General features: G+C 70.4%; 16 protein-coding genes and 1 tRNA gene. 11 read left to right on the top strand and 6 right to left on the bottom strand.

Annotated features, from left to right (window positions below):
• Position 1 precedes the first annotated feature (1 nt).
• Positions 2–1,135 (bottom strand): L,D-transpeptidase, encoded by a 1,134-nt coding sequence (locus tag ACWF7A_RS20600; RefSeq protein ID WP_452252191.1) that lies wholly within the window; start codon positions 1,133–1,135, stop codon positions 2–4.
• A gap of 285 nt (positions 1,136–1,420) precedes the next feature.
• Between ACWF7A_RS20600 and ACWF7A_RS20595 the strand changes: the two genes are divergently transcribed.
• Positions 1,421–1,494: transfer RNA gene (locus ACWF7A_RS20595), tRNA-Lys, on the top strand.
• Between the two features lie 156 nt (positions 1,495–1,650).
• Positions 1,651–2,424 (top strand): maleylpyruvate isomerase family mycothiol-dependent enzyme, encoded by a 774-nt coding sequence (locus ACWF7A_RS20590; RefSeq protein WP_452252059.1) that lies wholly within the window; start codon positions 1,651–1,653, stop codon positions 2,422–2,424.
• Positions 2,425–2,598: 174 nt separating this feature from the next.
• Here ACWF7A_RS20590 and ACWF7A_RS20585 read toward each other — a convergent pair whose 3' ends face one another.
• A complete protein-coding gene (locus ACWF7A_RS20585; RefSeq protein WP_452252058.1) occupies positions 2,599–4,887 on the bottom strand; it encodes a helix-turn-helix transcriptional regulator in 2,289 nt (762 codons plus the stop codon).
• Positions 4,888–5,120: 233 nt separating this feature from the next.
• Between ACWF7A_RS20585 and ACWF7A_RS20580 the strand changes: the two genes are divergently transcribed.
• The 3 genes from ACWF7A_RS20580 (at position 5,121) to ACWF7A_RS20570 (ending at position 7,189) form a co-directional block, all read left to right on the top strand.
• Positions 5,121–5,915 (top strand): IniB N-terminal domain-containing protein, encoded by a 795-nt coding sequence (locus ACWF7A_RS20580; protein WP_452252057.1) that lies wholly within the window; start codon positions 5,121–5,123, stop codon positions 5,913–5,915.
• 131 nt (positions 5,916–6,046) lie between these two features.
• Positions 6,047–6,763, top strand: coding sequence for an anti-sigma factor (locus tag ACWF7A_RS20575; protein ID WP_452252056.1), 717 nt, complete (start codon positions 6,047–6,049; stop codon positions 6,761–6,763).
• 42 nt (positions 6,764–6,805) lie between these two features.
• Complete coding sequence (locus ACWF7A_RS20570; protein WP_452252055.1) at positions 6,806–7,189, top strand: NAD-binding protein; 384 nt, start codon at positions 6,806–6,808, stop codon at positions 7,187–7,189.
• A 70-nt stretch (positions 7,190–7,259) separates the two neighbouring features.
• Here the strand turns inward: ACWF7A_RS20570 and ACWF7A_RS20565 are convergent, their stop codons facing one another.
• Entirely contained in the window at positions 7,260–7,913 is a 654-nt protein-coding gene (locus ACWF7A_RS20565) for a fasciclin domain-containing protein (protein ID WP_452252054.1), read from the bottom strand.
• A 208-nt stretch (positions 7,914–8,121) separates the two neighbouring features.
• Here ACWF7A_RS20565 and ACWF7A_RS20560 point away from each other — a divergent pair, with 208 nt between their 5' ends.
• A complete protein-coding gene (locus ACWF7A_RS20560) occupies positions 8,122–8,586 on the top strand; it encodes a peroxiredoxin (RefSeq protein WP_452252053.1) in 465 nt (154 codons plus the stop codon).
• A gap of 50 nt (positions 8,587–8,636) precedes the next feature.
• On the opposite strand, the gene ACWF7A_RS20555 is transcribed toward ACWF7A_RS20560, so the two are convergent.
• Entirely contained in the window at positions 8,637–10,136 is a 1,500-nt protein-coding gene (locus ACWF7A_RS20555; RefSeq protein ID WP_452252052.1) for a molybdopterin-dependent oxidoreductase, read from the bottom strand.
• A gap of 162 nt (positions 10,137–10,298) precedes the next feature.
• On the opposite strand from ACWF7A_RS20555, the gene ACWF7A_RS20550 reads away from it, so the two are divergent.
• Entirely contained in the window at positions 10,299–11,177 is an 879-nt protein-coding gene (locus tag ACWF7A_RS20550; RefSeq protein WP_452252051.1) for an ABC transporter ATP-binding protein, read from the top strand.
• Positions 11,174–11,974, top strand: a complete 801-nt coding sequence (locus ACWF7A_RS20545) for a hypothetical protein (RefSeq protein WP_452252050.1) — start codon at positions 11,174–11,176, stop codon at positions 11,972–11,974. The genes ACWF7A_RS20550 and ACWF7A_RS20545 overlap by 4 nt, the downstream gene beginning before the upstream one ends.
• Here the strand turns inward: ACWF7A_RS20545 and ACWF7A_RS20540 are convergent.
• Positions 11,971–12,612: a hypothetical protein gene (locus tag ACWF7A_RS20540; RefSeq protein ID WP_452252049.1), complete on the bottom strand. Its 642-nt coding sequence runs from the start codon at positions 12,610–12,612 to the stop codon at positions 11,971–11,973. The two genes, ACWF7A_RS20545 and ACWF7A_RS20540, sit on opposite strands and share 4 nt — an antisense overlap.
• A gap of 180 nt (positions 12,613–12,792) precedes the next feature.
• Between ACWF7A_RS20540 and ACWF7A_RS20535 the strand changes: the two genes are divergently transcribed.
• Entirely contained in the window at positions 12,793–13,464 is a 672-nt protein-coding gene (locus tag ACWF7A_RS20535; RefSeq protein WP_452252190.1) for a class I SAM-dependent methyltransferase, read from the top strand.
• Here the strand turns inward: ACWF7A_RS20535 and ACWF7A_RS20530 are convergent.
• A complete protein-coding gene (locus tag ACWF7A_RS20530; protein ID WP_452252048.1) occupies positions 13,461–14,033 on the bottom strand; it encodes a TIGR03086 family metal-binding protein in 573 nt (190 codons plus the stop codon). The genes ACWF7A_RS20535 and ACWF7A_RS20530 overlap by 4 nt on opposite strands.
• 55 nt (positions 14,034–14,088) lie before the next feature.
• Between ACWF7A_RS20530 and ACWF7A_RS20525 the strand changes: the two genes are divergently transcribed.
• Positions 14,089–14,520 (top strand): MarR family winged helix-turn-helix transcriptional regulator, encoded by a 432-nt coding sequence (locus tag ACWF7A_RS20525; RefSeq protein ID WP_452252047.1) that lies wholly within the window; start codon positions 14,089–14,091, stop codon positions 14,518–14,520.
• A gap of 10 nt (positions 14,521–14,530) precedes the next feature.
• Positions 14,531–15,721: an amidohydrolase gene (locus ACWF7A_RS20520; RefSeq protein ID WP_452252046.1), complete on the top strand. Its 1,191-nt coding sequence runs from the start codon at positions 14,531–14,533 to the stop codon at positions 15,719–15,721.
• Positions 15,722–15,730: the final 9 nt, after the last annotated feature.

The following is a 15,730-nucleotide window of genomic DNA, read 5'->3' as shown; positions in this document are numbered from 1 at the left end:
TCTAGCGGTTGCCCTGGACCCACGTGGCCCACGGCACCTGCCAGTCGCCGAAGCCGTCCCACGACTCGAGCGCCGGGCCGCCGGAGTTCGTGACGATGACGATGTCGCCCTGCTTGCTGCTGTCGTACACCCACTTGGCGTTCTCCGGCGAGAGGTTGAGGCAGCCGTGGCTCACGTTGCGGCGGCCCTGGTCGCCGATGGACCACGGCGCGCTGTGGAAGAAGATGCCGCTGTTGGACATGCGGTACGCCCAGTCGACCGGCGTCTTGTAGCCGCCGTTCTCCAGCGCGAGGCCGTACGTCGTCGAGTCCATGACCATGTGGTCGTGCTTCTCCATCAGCACGTACGTGCCGGTGGGCGTCTTGTTCGCGTCGTTGCCCATCGAGGTCGGCATGGTGCGCACGACCTGGCCGTTGACCTTGGTGGTCACCTGGTGCGTCTGGCCGTCGGCCTCGTGGATGACCTCGTCGCCGACCGTCGTGGTGATCGTGCGGTCTTCCTGGCCGTAGATGCCGTCACCGATGTGCTTGCCGTAGACCTTGATGTTCATCGTGATCTTGGTGCCCGACTTCCAGAACTTCTCCGGACGCCAGTGCACCTCCTTCTCGTTGAACCAGTAGAAGGCGCCCTCGACCTTGGGCTCGGTGGTGATCTCGAGCATCTTCTCGGCCGCGACCTTGTCGGCCACCTTCTCGTCGAAGTAGAAGGCGAGCGGCTGCCCGACACCGATCGTGGTGCCGTCCTGGGGGTTGGTCGACACGTAGGTGAGCGTGCGCGGCTTCACCGTGGTGAAGCTCGCCTCCTTGGTCTCCGTCTTACCGTCCGCACCGGTGGCCGTGGCGGACAGCTTGTACTGCTTGGAGTACCCGAGCGGCTCGGTGTTGGTCCACTGCGTGGACTCGTCGTTCATCTTGCCCAGGACGAACTTGCCGTCGGGGTTGGTCAGCTTGACCTCGGTGAGCTTGCCGTCCGCCGCCGTCGCGATGACCGGAAGACCGGGCATCACGTCGGCCGCGCCGTTGTTCAGCGCGAGCGTCAGCGTGACGGGCTTGGGCGGGGGCGGAGGAGCACTGCTCGACTCACCACCGGCACCGCTGGCCACGTCACCGCCACCTGAACAGCCTGCGATCAGCATCACAGCGATTCCCGCTGCGACCACCCCACGACCGCGCCTGCTCCACATCCCCATGGACGTACTTCCGATCTGCTTGTGTCCGCTCCCGAGACTGCCTGCACGAAGGCGTTTTGGCGTCCCCCGACTAGGTGACGACAGGAGGTGGCCCGAAGTTGCGCAAGTGGCCGGATCGTTACGTGGCCGATGCACCCCCAAACCCGTGCTGACCAGCCGATTGGGAGGGCGCGGAGGCGCTGTGCTAACGTTCTTCACGTCGGAACGAGCAAGCCTCCGGCACACAAACAAGCGCCGCTAGCTCAGTTGGTTAGAGCAGCTGACTCTTAATCAGCGGGTCCGGGGTTCGAGTCCCTGGCGGCGTACTCCAGAGAAGCAGGCAGAGATTCGTCTCTGCCTGCTTCTCTGCTTTTCGGATGCTCATCCGAATTCTCCCTTTCGCAGTTCCGGATCTCGCTCTGCCGGTCCCGGTGGTGTTGGTCGGTGGAACACATGCGTGGGCCGAGGAGTTGCGGGGTGGTATGACTCAACTCGTCGACCGCACGATCGCTGCCCTGCGTGCCGAGCACGACGTGCTCGCCGGTCTCGTCCGCACCCTCACCGACGAGCAGCTGGCGCTCACCAGTGGCGCCGCGGAGTGGACCGTCGCCCAGGCTCTGTCGCACCTCGGCAGTGGCGCGGAGATCGGCCGCGCGCCGATCGCCCGGGCCGCCGGTGAGACCGTGGCGGCCGAGGACAACCAGACGATCTGGGCCCGCTGGGACGCGTCCGCGCCGCGAGCGCAGGCCGAGGGCTTCCTGGAGCACGACGGCCGCTGGCTCGACGTGGTCGAGGCGCTCACGCCCGAACAGCGCTCGTCGCTGACCGTCGACCTCGGCTTCCTGCCGGAGCCGGTCCCGCTGCTGACCGCCCTGGGCATGCGGCTCAACGAGGTGGCCAACCACTCGTGGGACGTGCGCGTGGCGTTCGACCCGGACGCCGGGGTGCACGCCGACTCGGCCGCGGTGCTCGTCGACCTCCTGGCCGGGCCCATGGGCTTCCTGCTCGGCTTCTTCGCGAAGCCGGCCGAGATCGCGGCCCCCGTGTCCGTCGCGATTCCCGGTGGGGGCCTGGTGATCGACGACGCGGTCACCGTGACGGACCACCTCGAGTCGCCCTCCGCGACGTTCGACGGGCCGCAGGAAGCGCTCGTCCGCCTGATCAGCGGCCGCCCCAAGGCACCCCACGACGCCGGCGTCACCGTCGAGGGCGCTGTCACGCTCGACGACCTGCGGCGCGTGTTTCCCGGCTTCTGACAGAGCTGTGCTGTTCGTCCCTGTGCGTCCGGGTTCGAGCTCACGGACGCACAGGGACGTGCGTGGCGCCGTCCCGAGCCGGCTGAACCGCATCTGGCGGATCCGCGCACTGGACATCCGTGCGCGACACCCGGCCGGATCGGTGCCGGGGGCCGGATGCACCTGATGGAGTGACTACCTCGCGGACGTCAGGTCGATGTCTTCGAGCGCTCGTTCGAGCTCGCGGCGGTTCTTCGCGCCGAGCTTGTTCCTGATGCGGGTGACGTGGTGTTCGACGGTCTTGGCCGAGATGAACAGGGCGTCGCCGACCTCGCGGTAGGTGAGGCCGTCGCGGACCAGTGCGGCGACCTCCTGCTCGCGGTCGCTCAGGACGTCCGCGCCGCCGCCGGCCTGGCCGTGGGTGCCGTGGAACTGGCGAGCGACGTCCAGCAGCTGGGTCATCGCCTTGCGGTCCGTCGTGTGCATGGCGGCGTGTCCGGCCAGTCGTGCCGCGTCCGCGCCCATGCCGTGGGCGTGCAGTTCCTGGGCCGCCGACTCGACCCGCGTGTGGTCCACGTCGCCGCGGGCCGCCTGGTTCCAGCAGTGCGCGGCGGTGGCGAGTGCGCGGGCGAACGGGAGCGCGTCGGCGGCGTCGTCCAGTGCCGCGAGGTGCTGTTGCGTGGCTGGGTGGTCGCCTAGGAGAAGGGCGGCGTGGAAGGCGTTCCAGCGCGGGAGCACTGACCACAGTGGAGGGTCGCCCAGGTTGGCGAGCAGCGTCCACGCCTCGTTCAGGTGCGTCTCGACTCGGTGGAACTGGCCGATTCTCGCCGCGGCGACGGCGATCTCGGTCAGCGGGATCAGCGTGTAGAGGTCGACGGGGTGCACGACCAGTGCCTGCTGGGCCGGTTCCCACGCCGAACGCAGGGCGCGGAGGTCACCGGCGCGGCGGGTGATGCCCAGTTCCAGTGCCGCGGCGAACAAGGCTTCCCGGGGTTCTCGGGGCAGGGCTGGGTGTTGTGCCGCTTCGGCATCCCCGCCGAAGAGCTCGACGCACGCGAGCAGCAGTCGGTGCCGGTCCGCGTGCAGTCCCCTGCCGTCGTCGCCGTGCACTGCCTTGGCCAGCAACGACTTCGCGACCGTCAGTTCGCCGGCGTGGACGCAGATCAGCGCGGCGAGCGCGGTCGGGCTGTCCGGCTGCACCGAGGCCCTGGACCCCGCCTGGTTCACCCCGGCCGTGGCCACCGCGGCGGCCACCGCGGCCATCGGCGGTCCGGTGACGGTCTCGAGCACCACGTCTGCCAGCCGGTGGCCGAGGGTGTCGGTCAGGGACCTGGCGGGCTGCGACTGCGTGCCGAGCTGGACGGTGCGGGCCTCCTCCAGGCGTCCGGCGCCGAGCAGGCCCGTCACGGCGTAGCCCAGGGCGAGGCCGTTGTCGGAGCGCTGGAGCAGTTCGCCGCCGCGGCCCACCTGTCCGCGCAGCGTCAGCACGGTCGCGGCGACCAGCAACGCGTCCGCGTCGGCGTGTTCGAGGTCCACCACCTCCACGGCGCCGTCCAGGTCACCGCTGAGAGCGCGGGCCCGTGCCAGGAGCGTGGACGAACCGGTGCCGGCGGCGGTGAACAGACGCGCTGCCAGCCCTGGCTCGTCGTCGATCACCTCGTGGCCCGCGGCGGTGAACACGTCCGCGAGGCCGGGGTCCACCACGCCGAGTTCGAGCAACAGCCGGGCGTAGCCGTGCACCGGTCGTGCGCGTGCGGCCTGGGCGAGAGCGAGTTTGCGCAGCAGGTCAGCGCGTTGCTCCACCGGGGCGAGCGCCTCGATCGCGTCGGCGGCGACGGGCAGCGGCGCACCGTCGATCTGGAGCAGACCGGCCGACCTGAGGGCCTCGATCGACTCCGACACCGCGGGCAGGTCCAGCGCGAGCACGGTCGCGAGCAGGCCGACGTCGAACGGGGCGCCGAGCGCGCGGGCCAGCAGCAGGTCGCTCGCTGCCGGGGAGAGGCCGTCGAAGTGGCGGGCGAACGCGCTGCGCGGCTCCGGCGACAGCTCGTCCAGCACGAACCCCGGCGTGCCCCCGGTCCGCTCGTGCAGGAGTGCCGCGAACTCCTCGCTCACCTCGGCGTCCAGCAGGTGCGCGGCGAGGGAACGGACGTGGCCGCGCGTCAACGGCCGGAGATGCACCCGGACCACGGCACCGGGAAGTTCGCTGATCAGCCGGTTCAGCGCCCGGTTGTCCGGCCACGGCCGATGGGCGAGAGCGAGCCGGCCCCCGGCGTGCACGTCGTCCAGCAGGCGTCCGACCTCGTCGTCCCCGAGCGCGTGCCCGTCGTCGACGACGATCGGCTGACCGAAGGTGCGCAGCACCGTGGTCTTGCCGCACCCGGCGGGACCGACCAGCACGACGTGGTCCGCGCCGCGTGCCCGTTCGAGCGTCCGAGCGGTCCCGCTGTCGAGCAACAAGGGCGAGTCCGGCATCGGGGACATGAGCGCGTGAACCTCCTGGTGGCCGACCTCTACCTCAGTGCTTCGGTGCATCACCCGTTCAGGTTTGGTCACGCCCCAAGATCGGGAGACACCCCTATTCCCCTACGCGCGGTGGTGCCGATCCCCGATCAACCCCCGGCGGACAGAACCAGGCATGTCACCCGATGTGGTGAGCACCCTGCTCTTCGTAGCTTTGAGTGGCACAAGCACAACGACGCACCCTGGAGTTCGACGTGACCCTGCCGCAGACGCTGCACGACTTCACCCTCAACCTGCTGAGCGACCCGGACGCCCGGTCGGCCTTCCAGCTCGACCCGCAGGGCTCGCTCGACGCGGCCGGTCTCGGTGACGTGCACCCGGCGGACATCCAGGAGCTGCTGCCGCTCGTGCTCGACTTCGCCCCGGTCACCTCGCTCGGCGACTTCGGTTCGACGATCTCGAACCTGGACCTCGACCAGCAGCTCGACCTGATGAGCACGCTGCAGAACACCGTCGGCCAGCAGATCGACGACAACACCGTCCTCGGTGCCGTCTCGGGCCTCACCGCCGCCGTGCACGGCGTCACGACCGGCTTCGACGTGCTCAGCGACCCGTCGAGCGCGCTGGACGTCGTCGGCAAGACCGAGATCACCGACGTCACCAAGACCGTCACCGACCTCGACGTCACCAACACCGTCGGCGACATCACCAACGGCACCGACGTGCTCGACACCACGCAGGTCACGGACGTCGTCGGCGACGTCACGAACACCCTGCACACCGGTGACCTGGGCGTGAACGACGTGCTCAGCGGTGACGTCACCTCCGCCATCGGCAACGTGACCGGCAACGACCTGTCGCTCGACCACGTCGGCAACGTCGGCGACGTCGTGGGCAACGTCGGCGACGTCGTCTCCCACGTGGGCAACGTCGGCGACCTGACCGGTGTCGGCCACGTCGGTGACATCGGCAAGATCGGCGACATCTCCGGCGAGCTCGGTGACGTCAACGTCGGCGGCGTGCTGAACGACCTCGACCTGAGCCTCTGACCCACCGCTCGCGAAAGGCCGCCCCGACCGCGCTCCGGGGCGGCCTTTCGGCGTTCTCCGGGCAGAACGCGATCACCTGGGGCAATCCGCTCATCGGACGGCTTCGAAGTCCCCAAGTGAAACCGGGAACGATGCGTGCGATCAACCCGCACCTGCTGACCGGTGCTCACGCACTCGGCGCGCTGCCCGACGCCGAGCGGGACGCGTTCGAGGCGCACCTGGACAGGTGCCGCCCCTGCACGGACGAACTGGCCGGCCTGCGGGAGACCGCGGCCCGGCTCGGTGCCGCCGCCGAACGCGTGTTCCCGCTCTCGTTGCGGCCACAGGTCCTCGGCGCGGCCCGGCTCGTCCGGCAGGCGCCACCGAACTCGGAGATCACGACGGATCTCTCGCGACGCCAAGGCTTCCGGCGTGCGGCAGCTCTCGTCGCGGCCGCCTGCGTGGCGGCCGCCGCGGTGGCGGGTGTGCACGGCGCGCTGACGACGTCGACGATCGCCCCCGTGGCCGCGTCCCCGCACACCAGGGTCGGAGATCTGCTGGCGGCGCCGGACCTCCGGCTCGTCACGGGACGGGATCCGGCGGGCACCGCGGCGATGTCGCCCAGCCGCGACGAGATGCTGCTCCTGGCCGACGGCCTGCGGGCGTTGCCGCGCGACCGGGTCTACCAGCTGTGGCTGGTGGACGCCCACGGCCCGCGGCCGGCGGGAACGGTGCGTCCGGCGAGCGAGGTGACGTCGTTGCTGGCGCACGGGATCGCGGGAGTCGGTGAGGCGATCCTCACCGTCGAGCCCGCCGGTGGGTCACCGGGTCCCACGAGCGCGCCGGTCCTCACCATCGACTTTCGCTGAACCGGACGCAATCCGGTCCGCGCCGCACGCCGAATCCAGGGCGTGACCGATCACATTCTCGTCGTCGGGTACGGCGACGCCGGGCGCTGCGCCGTGAACTCGGTGCTGGCGGCTCAGCCGGATGCGCGACTGACCGTGCTCGACACCGACTACCTGGCCGTCGTCGAGGCCGCGGCCAACGGCGCCGTCGCGGTCGTCGGCGACGGGCGGGACAGATGCGCGCTCGACGAGGCCGCCGTCGACGCCGCCGATCGGGTCATCGTGGCGGTCCCGGACGACCTCAACGCGTTCCTGATCACGAGGGCGGTCCGCCCGCTCAACCCCGACACGGTCATCGTGGTCATCATCCGCGAGGCGGAGAACCACGCGATCTTCGAGTCCGACGGGACCATGACGGTCCACATGCGACACACCGGCGACCAGTAGACGTAAAACTCCGGGAACCGCTTGACACAGCGCGGTTCCCGGAGCCGGTGGTGCTGGTGCCCTGGAGATGTCAGGCAGGCATCAGCACCGAGTCGATGAGGTACACGGTGGCGTTCGCGGTCTTCACGCCACCACAGATGACGTTGGCGTCGTTGACCTTGATCGCGTTGCCCGAACCGGTGACCTTCACGGTGCCGGTCTGCACGGTCTTCTGGTCGCCGGCGATCTTGTCGGGCGCGATCTGGCCGGGGACGACGTGGTAGGTCAGGATCTTGGTCAGCAGCGCGTCATCGGTCTTGAGCTTCTCGATCGTCGCGGCATCGATCTTCGCGAACGCCGAGTCGACCGGCGCGAAGACGGTGAACTCGGCGCCGTTGAGCGTCGAGACCAGGTTGACCTTCGGGTTCAGCTTGCCCGACACGGCGCTGACCAGAGTCGTCAGCAGCGGGTTGTTGCTCGCGGCAACGGCAACCGGGTCAGCGGCCATGCCGGACACGGAGCCGGCGCCGGACGGGACCTGCTTCGCGTAGTCGGCACAACCAGGGCCGACCAGGTTCGCGGCCGGGTCCGCCATCGCCGCGGAAGAAGACGCGGCGGTCGAGGTCGGAGCAGCGGTCGACGAGGAGCCGGTGCTGGCCATGTCGCCCGAGCCGCACGCCGCGCCGAACAGGGCGAGCGAGGCGGCGCCGAGGGCCAGGACGGTGTTGCGGACGGTCTTGTTCATGGCGAGACATCTCCAAAGGTGAACGGGGAAGTTTCTACGAGTGATTCGCCGCCCCCGAGGGAGCGGATGGGTGTGGTTATCCAGCTGTTACCAACGGATCCGCACATCACCCTTGACCAGCGGAAACACCTCGCGCGGACTTGAAAGTCCACAGTGGAGCTTCAGCGAGACGCGCAATCCGTGCAGCTCGCAGGCCCGAAGAAGGGTCATGAAACAAGGCGACATCGCACCCGACTTCACCCTGCCCGACGACAAGGGCGAACCCCGCACGTTGTCCGACTTCCTGGAGTCAGGCCCGGTCGTGCTGTTCTTCTACCCGGCCGCGATGACGGGCGGCTGCACCGCCGAGAGCTGCCACTTCCGCGACCTGGCCGCGGAGTTCGAGGAGGTGGGCGCGCACCGGATCGGGATCAGCCCCGACGGCGTGAGCAAGCAACGCACGTTCTCGGCCGCCAACGGCTTCGACTACCCGCTGCTGTCCGATGTGGACGGAACCGTGGCGAAGCAGTTCGGCGTCTGGCGGCGGTTCAGCCCTCTGCACGCGAAGCGCCACACGTTCGTCATCGACACGAACCGCGAGGTCCTCGCCGTGGTCAAGAGCGAGCTGAAGTTCACCGTCCACGCCGACGAAGCTCTCGACGTCCTGCGCCAGCGCGCGGCCGAGCACGCCTAGACGGGCTTCACCGGTCCCGCCGCGGCGGGACCGGTGCGACGTCGTGCCGCTCAGCCGGCGACCGAGGTGAAGACCATCGAGTGCCAGCCGGTGGCGCCGTCCGGGATGGGGGCGGCGCGCTCGTTGGTCTGCGTGTAGCCCTTGCGGTCGGTGGCCCGGCATTCCACAGTGTGGTTGCCTTCCTTGAGGTCCAGCTCGATGCGCCACATCCGCCAGGTGTCGACGTTGACCTCGGTGCTCAGCATCGTCTCCTGCCACGGCCCGCCGTCGACGCGGACCTCGACGCGGTCGATGCCGGTGTGCTGCGCCCAGGCGATGCCCGCCGCGACGAACTTCCCCGCGGGAACCCGTTCGAACGACTTCGGCCGGTCGACCCTGGACATCACCTTGACCGGGGCCTTCTTGCCCCAGCCGCGCTGCGCCCAGTACGGGTCGAACGCGTCGAACGTCGTGAGCTCCATGTCCACGAGCCACTTCGTCGCGGAGACGTAGCCGTAGAGACCCGGGACGACCATGCGGACCGGAAACCCGCGTTCCAGCGGCAACGGCTCGCCGTTCATGCCGATGGCCAGCATGGCGTTCGAGCCGGGCGCCATGATCGACTCGACCGGCGTGCCGCACGTCCAGCCGTCCACGCTGCGCGTCGCGAGCTGGTCGGCACCGGGCCGCACCCCCGCGTCCCGCAACAGGTCGGCCAGGTCCACGCCGATGAAGTTCGTCGTGGAGATGTACGGGCCGCCGACCTCGTTCGACACGCACACGAGCGTGATGGTCTTCTCCAGCAACGGGCGCCGCAGCAGGTCGTCGTAGGTCAGCACCATCTCGTTGTCCACCATGCCGTGCACCCGCATCCGCCAGTCCTCGGCGCGCAGGCGGGGGATGGAGAGGGCGGTGTCGACCCGGTAGAACTTGTCGTTCGGCGTCAGGAACGACGGCGTGCCCTCGCGGGAGAAGTCGGCGTTGAACGGGATCTCCGGCGCCTTCTCCCGAGGTCGCAACGTGATGCCGCGCCGGGAGGCCTCGACGTCCACCCGGCCTGCGAGGAACTGACCGCCCACCGCCGCGACACCGGCCCCGGCCGCGATCGCCGCGGTCGACAGCAGGAACCTCCGCCTCCCGGGCACCTCCGCGGGCGCCTGCGACCACAACCAGCGGAACGCCAGGACACCGACCACGAGACTGGCCAGCGGGGCGATCACCGCCCAGGTCGTCGTGGTCGGTCTGGCCAGCACCGCGACGACTCCGAGCACGCCGAGAGCACCGGCGAGCGCCGTGCCGGGCCAAGGGCTCCGGCGCGACAGCAGACCCGCCACCACGCCGAGCACCGCGAGCACGACCGCCATGCCGCCGAGCAGCACCAGCTTGTCGTTCTCGCCGAACGTGCGGATGGCGAAGTCCTTGACGGGGTGGGGCGTCAGGTCGATCGCGGTGTTGCCGACCGCGAGGAACGGCGACGCCAGCGGGCTGACGAGACCCGCGACGAGGTGTCCCGCTGCCAGCGCCGCGGCGACCGACACCAGGCCGATGAGGACGGATCGTGTTGCCTTCACACGTGTGTTTCGAAACGAACGGCTCACCAGATTGGCGACGAACCCGTTCGGGGCTTTCCGGCCACGAACGGGGCAGTGCTCCAGATCACAGCGGTTCACCCCAAGCGTCGTAACCGAGCGAATCGGCCCGCGACGGAGAGCACCTGTCGATACGGTGGCCCGATGCTCACGGCGTGGGGGCTGACCAAGGCCTACGAGGGTCGCACGGTCGTTGATCAGGTGGGCTTCGAGCTCCAACCGGGCACCGTGACGGCCTTCCTCGGGCCCAACGGGGCCGGCAAGTCGACGACCCTGCGGATGATCACCGGACTCACCAGACCCGATCGAGGTCAGGCGACGGTGGCGGGCCGCCCGTTCACCGCGTGGCCCAACCCGGCGCACGTGGCCGGGGTGCTGCTCGACGCGGCGGCCGTCCACCCGGGACGCAGCGGCCGCGGCCACCTGCGCATGGCCGCCACGCTCGCCGGCGTGCCCGCTCGCAGGGCGGACGAGGTGCTGGAGATGCTGGGCCTCGCGGACGCGGCCGGCCGCAAGATCGGCAAGTACAGCCTCGGCATGCGCCAGCGCCTGGGCATCGCGCACGCCCTGCTCACCAACCCGCCGTTGCTCGTGCTCGACGAGCCCATCAACGGCCTCGACCCCGAGGGCATCCGCGCGGTGCGCACCCTGTTGCGGGGCCACGCCTCCCGGGGCGGCACCGTGCTGCTGTCGAGCCACGTGCTGTCCGAAGTGGACCAGACCGCCGACCGCGTGCTGGTGATCGGCAACGGCCGCATCGTCGCGGACGGCCCGCTGGCGAGCCTGACCACGTCCTCGCGTTCCCTGGTGCGCGCCAAGGACATGAACCGCCTGGCCGGCGCGTTGCAGCAGGGCGGGGTCGCGATCCAACCGGCGCCGGACGGGTACATCGCCGCCCACGCGCCGGTCGAGCGGGTCTCGGACGTCACGTTCGCCGCGGGCATCCCGTTGCTGGGCCTGCGCGAGGAGCAGATGAGCCTCGAGGACCTGTTCTTCCGTCTCACGAGTGGAGGCAGGGCATGATCCCCGGCCACGTCGCCCCGCCGATCCTCGCGCCGCCCGCGGCCGGTGGGCCCTGGGCTGCCCGTGCCGCCGAGCGCTCCCCGTTCTGGCGGCTGGTCGCGGTCGAGCTGCGCAAGCTCGTCGGCACCAGGTCGGACAAGCTCGTCCTGGCGTTCGCGCCGGTCTTCCTGGTCGGCCTGATGGTGCTGTTCACGCTCCCGCAGTCGAACCTCGCGAGCGCGGGCAAGCAGATCGGTCCGCTGCTGATCGTGGTCCAGCTCGGTCTGCTGCTCGTGTTCGCGACCGTGATCAAGCTGGTCGCGGGCGAGTGGCAGTACAAGAGCGTGCAGCCGACGTTGCTGGTGCAGCCCTCGCGCATGCGCTACTTCCTGGCGCAGGGCACGGTGCTCGCGACCGTGTGGCTCGCGTGCTCGCTGGTCACGTTCGTCCTGTTCCCGTTGCTCATCAAGTCCGCGGCGAACGGGAACAACCACAACTACCTGCTCGGCATGCGCCTGGGCTGGGTGCTCGGCGTGACCATGCTGGCCACCGCCCTGGTGCTGCTCACGGCGTTGATCGTCTCGCTGCTCGTGCCCAACACCGGTGGCGCGCTGACGGTGTTCTTCATCGTGGTGCCGATCCTGATGCTCGCGAGGATGGCGCTGCCGGAGGTGTTCGGGCTGATCTACCCGCTCGAGGCCGCCTGGCACCTGGCGGGGCTCGGCACGGGCTGGGCGCAGACGATCTGCTCGCTGGTCCTCTGGCTGTCCCTGCTCGGGTTCTCGCTCTTCCGGCTGCAGCGCCGCGACGCGGGCTAACGGGCGCGGCTGCCGCCGTTCTCGTCGATCAGCGGCAGCAGCTTCTCCGCCACCTCCCGTGCCGGAGGGCAGAACTCGCGCAGGGCCCGGTCGATCGGCTGGTCGACGTCCTGGGCCTGCAGCGCCATGCTCTCCTCGAAGTCCATCGAGGCCTGCACCTCGAACGGCAGCTCGGAGCCGGTGTCGACGGTGACCGTGCAGCTCTCGTTCACCTCGCCGCTGATCACCGTGGTCGCGTAGTAGCGGTCGAGCAGGACGGACCGCTGGAAGTAGTGCCCCGCCCCGCGGTCGCCGTTCCAGACGTCCACGAAGTGCCGCGCGTTCGACTTGCGCCCGGCGCCCGGCCCCAGCAGCGAGATCGTCAGCCTGCCCCACTCGAGGTCGGTGAAGCAGCCACCGCCGTTGCCCGTGATCGGTTTCTTCGCGGAGCCGACCAGCTTCTGCAGGTTCGCCGGCAACGTCTCACACGTGTTGTCGAAGACCTCCTGCCGGTCCAGGCGGAAGTCGAGGTTGTCGTAGGCGATCGCCTGCGGGTCCAGCGCCGGCCCCGGCGAGCCCAGCGGCGGCTCCGGCGGTGACGTGCACGCCGTGAGGGCCGAGAGGGCGGCCAGAACGGCGATGAAGCGGAACGTGCCCATGCGGCCAAGTTCAGCACATTCACGATCTTCGGGCGGTGGTTTGAGCGGTTCGCCCGCCCGCACGACCGGGTGACATCGGTAGCGTCGGGGGAAGCCGGACATCTGGGGGCGGGCGTGACCGAGCTCTACGACGACATCGGCGCCGGGTACTCGCTGGGCCGGCGCACCGACCCGCGCTGGATGGCCGAGATCCTCGCCGCCCTGAGCACCGCGGGGACCATCGCCGACGTGGGCGCGGGCACCGGGTCGTACGAGCCGCCCGGCCGGACGGTGCTCGCGCTCGAACCGTCCGGCGAGATGATCCGGCAGAGGGCTCCCGGCGCGAGTCCTGCCGTGCGCGCGGTCGCCGAGGCCCTGCCGGTGCGGGACAACGCCGTCGACGCCGTGCTGGCCGTGCTCACCGTGCACCACTGGACGGACTGGCGGGCCGGGCTCGCCGAACTGCGCCGGATCGCGCCGCGGCGGGTCGTCCTGGCCTACGACACGCGCCGGCACAGCGAGTTCTGGTTCGTCCGCGAGTACGTGCCCGAGATCGCGGACCTGGAACGCACCCGGCCGTCCGCGGACGACATCGCCGCCGAGCTCGGCGCGGACGGCGTCACCGCGCTGCCGCTGCCGTGGGACTTCACCGACGGGGTGTTCCCGGCCTACTGGCGGCGCCCGGCCGCCTACCTCGACCCCGGTGTCCGCCGCGCGTGCTCGGCACTGGCCCAGACCGCTCCGGACGCCGTCGAGCGGGGCATCGGGCGGCTGCGCGAGGACCTGCGCACCGGCCGTTGGCACGACACCCACCGGGACCTGCTCGAACTCGACGAGTGGGACGCCGGCTTCCGCCTCGTCGTGTCGGGTTAGACCCAGTCGGGCGACCGTCCCAGCGTCGCCAGGATCCGGCGCAACGGGTCCTGGCTCTCCTCGTCCACCGCGGGCCGGAACGGTGCGCCGGGCTTGCGCCTGCCCTCGCCGTCCGGGACTGCCAGCGCGATCTCCAGAGCGGGTGCGGCGACCTCGTCCGCCAGGCGGTACTCGAGTCCGAGCGAGCGCGCGACGTCCCAGCCGTGCACGACGTAGTCGATCAGGTGGAACCCGACCGCCTGGACCGCGGGGAAGCTCGCGTGGAACTCCGGCAGCTCGAACTCCTGGTGTGACACCTCCGAGAAGGCTGCCAGGACGTCCTCTGCCGCCTCGGCGTGGTCGGCCGGTCCGGCGGGCCGGACCTCCCAGGCCGCGAGGTCTCCTCCCCTGCCCCGTGCCGCGGCGGCGAACCCGCGGTGCTGGGCGGTCATGTGGGCGAGCAGGTCCGCGAGCGTCCACTCGGCGCAGGGCGTGCGCCTGCCCAGGTCGTCCCCGGTTGTGCGGGACACGATCTCGACGCTGGTCAGCACCACTGTCCGGTGGTGAGCCAGCAGGTCATTGATAAGCATCTGCTTACGATAAGCAGATGCACATTATCGCCGCAAGGTCGGTATCATCCCGGACGTGGATGGCCGGCGACGTGACCTCGCGGCGATGATCGCGCCGTTGCAACGAGCGCTGGTCGCCGCCGAGCAACCGGTGCTGCGCGCGCACAGCCTGAGCATGTGGGGCTACGTGGTGCTCGACGCGCTCGAAGGCCAGCCGGTGCGCACCCAGGCCGCGCTCGCGGAGTTCATCGGCGCGGACAAGAGCCGCATCATCGGTGTGCTGGACGAACTGGAGAACGACGGCCTGCTGGAGCGCACCCGCGACCCGGCGGACCGGCGAGCGCGGCTGGTGGCCATCACCGAGGAGGGCCGTCGCCGCCACGGCGAGGTCCAGGCCGAGATCCAGCGCGGCGAGGAACGCCTGCTCGCCCGGCTGGCCCCGGCCGACCGCGAGGCGTTGCTGCGCTCGCTGACCCTGCTCGTCGACGAGTTGCCGAAGCTCGGCTGAGGGAGACACAGTGCCCGACCTGCACGCGCTCTACCGCGATCTGCACCAGCACCCCGAGCTGTCGTTGCAGGAGTTCCGCACGGCTGGTGTGCTCGCGGACGCGTTGCGCCCGTTGGGCTACGAGGTCACGACCGAGGTCGGCGGCACCGGAGTGGTCGGCGTGCTGCGCAACGGCAACGGACCGCTCGTGATGCTGAGGGCGGACATCGACGCGTTGCCCGTGGAGGAGACGACGGGGCTGCCGTACGCCTCCACGGCCCGTGCGACCAATTCGGACGGTGAGGACGTGCCGGTGGCGCACGCGTGCGGGCACGACATGCACGCCACGTGCCTCATCGGAGCCGCAGCGCGTCTGTCGGAGACGCGCGAGGAGTGGTCCGGCACGCTGCTCGTGGTGTTCCAGCCCGCCGAGGAGCTGGGTTCGGGCGCGCGTGCCATGGTCGACGACGGCCTGTTCGACCGCTTCGGCACGCCGGAAGTCGTGCTGGCGCAACACGTCGGCCCGTTGCCCGCCGGGATGATCGCGCACGGCAGCGGCCCGGTGATGGCCGCCTCCGACTCGGTGCGCGTGACGTTGTTCGGCCGGGGCGGCCACGGTTCGGCGCCAGAGATCGCCGTCGACCCGGTGCTGATGGCCGCACATGCCGTCGTGCGCCTGCAAGGCATCGTGGCGCGCGAGATCGCACCGTCCGAACGTGCCGTCGTCACGGTCGGACGGCTGCACGCGGGCACCAAGGAGAACGTCATCCCGGAGACGGCCGAGATCGGCGTCAACATCCGGGCGTTCAGCGACCACATCCGCGGCATCGTCCGCGCCGCCGTGGAACGGATCGTGCGCGCCGAGGCCGCCGCCTCCGGTGCGCCGCGCGAGCCCGAGTTCGACTGGTACGACGGCACTCCGGTGCTCGTGTCCGATCCGGACGCGACCGCCAGGACGGTGGCCGCGTTCACCGAGCATTTCGGCGCGGGCAACCTGATCCCCGGTGCGGTCGTCAACGCCAGCGAGGACGTTGGGGTGTTCGGCACCTCCGCCGGTGTGCCGACGGTGTTCTGGTTCTTGGGCGGCACCGACTTCAGCACCCGTGAGCCCGGAAAGCCCGTGGCGATGAACCACTCGCCTGAGTTCGCGCCGGACGTCGAGCCGACGCTGTCCACCGGGGTCGACGCGCTGGTGGTGGCCGCGCGGGCGTGGCTCCGGTAGCCACGAGCC

Source organism: Lentzea sp. NPDC055074 (genome assembly GCF_053608005.1).
The sequence above is the reverse complement of the archived record's forward strand: the minus strand, read 5'-3'. Positions and strand labels throughout refer to the sequence as shown.

Excerpts from the sequence above, each read along its gene's own strand:
- ACWF7A_RS20600 (WP_452252191.1), bottom strand. The coding sequence starts at position 1,135 with ATGCTGATCGCAGGCTGTTCAGGTGGCGGTGACGTGGCCAGCGGTGCC.
- ACWF7A_RS20590 (WP_452252059.1), top strand. The coding sequence starts at position 1,651 with ATGACTCAACTCGTCGACCGCACGATCGCTGCCCTGCGTGCCGAGCAC.
- ACWF7A_RS20585 (WP_452252058.1), bottom strand. The coding sequence starts at position 4,887 with ATGTCCCCGATGCCGGACTCGCCCTTGTTGCTCGACAGCGGGACCGCT.
- ACWF7A_RS20575 (WP_452252056.1), top strand. The coding sequence starts at position 6,047 with ATGCGTGCGATCAACCCGCACCTGCTGACCGGTGCTCACGCACTCGGC.
- ACWF7A_RS20565 (WP_452252054.1), bottom strand. The coding sequence starts at position 7,913 with ATGAACAAGACCGTCCGCAACACCGTCCTGGCCCTCGGCGCCGCCTCG.
- ACWF7A_RS20560 (WP_452252053.1), top strand. The coding sequence starts at position 8,122 with ATGAAACAAGGCGACATCGCACCCGACTTCACCCTGCCCGACGACAAG.
- ACWF7A_RS20550 (WP_452252051.1), top strand. The coding sequence starts at position 10,299 with ATGCTCACGGCGTGGGGGCTGACCAAGGCCTACGAGGGTCGCACGGTC.
- ACWF7A_RS20545 (WP_452252050.1), top strand. The coding sequence starts at position 11,174 with ATGATCCCCGGCCACGTCGCCCCGCCGATCCTCGCGCCGCCCGCGGCC.
- ACWF7A_RS20540 (WP_452252049.1), bottom strand. The coding sequence starts at position 12,612 with ATGGGCACGTTCCGCTTCATCGCCGTTCTGGCCGCCCTCTCGGCCCTC.
- ACWF7A_RS20535 (WP_452252190.1), top strand. The coding sequence starts at position 12,793 with ATGGCCGAGATCCTCGCCGCCCTGAGCACCGCGGGGACCATCGCCGAC.
- ACWF7A_RS20530 (WP_452252048.1), bottom strand. The coding sequence starts at position 14,033 with ATGCTTATCAATGACCTGCTGGCTCACCACCGGACAGTGGTGCTGACC.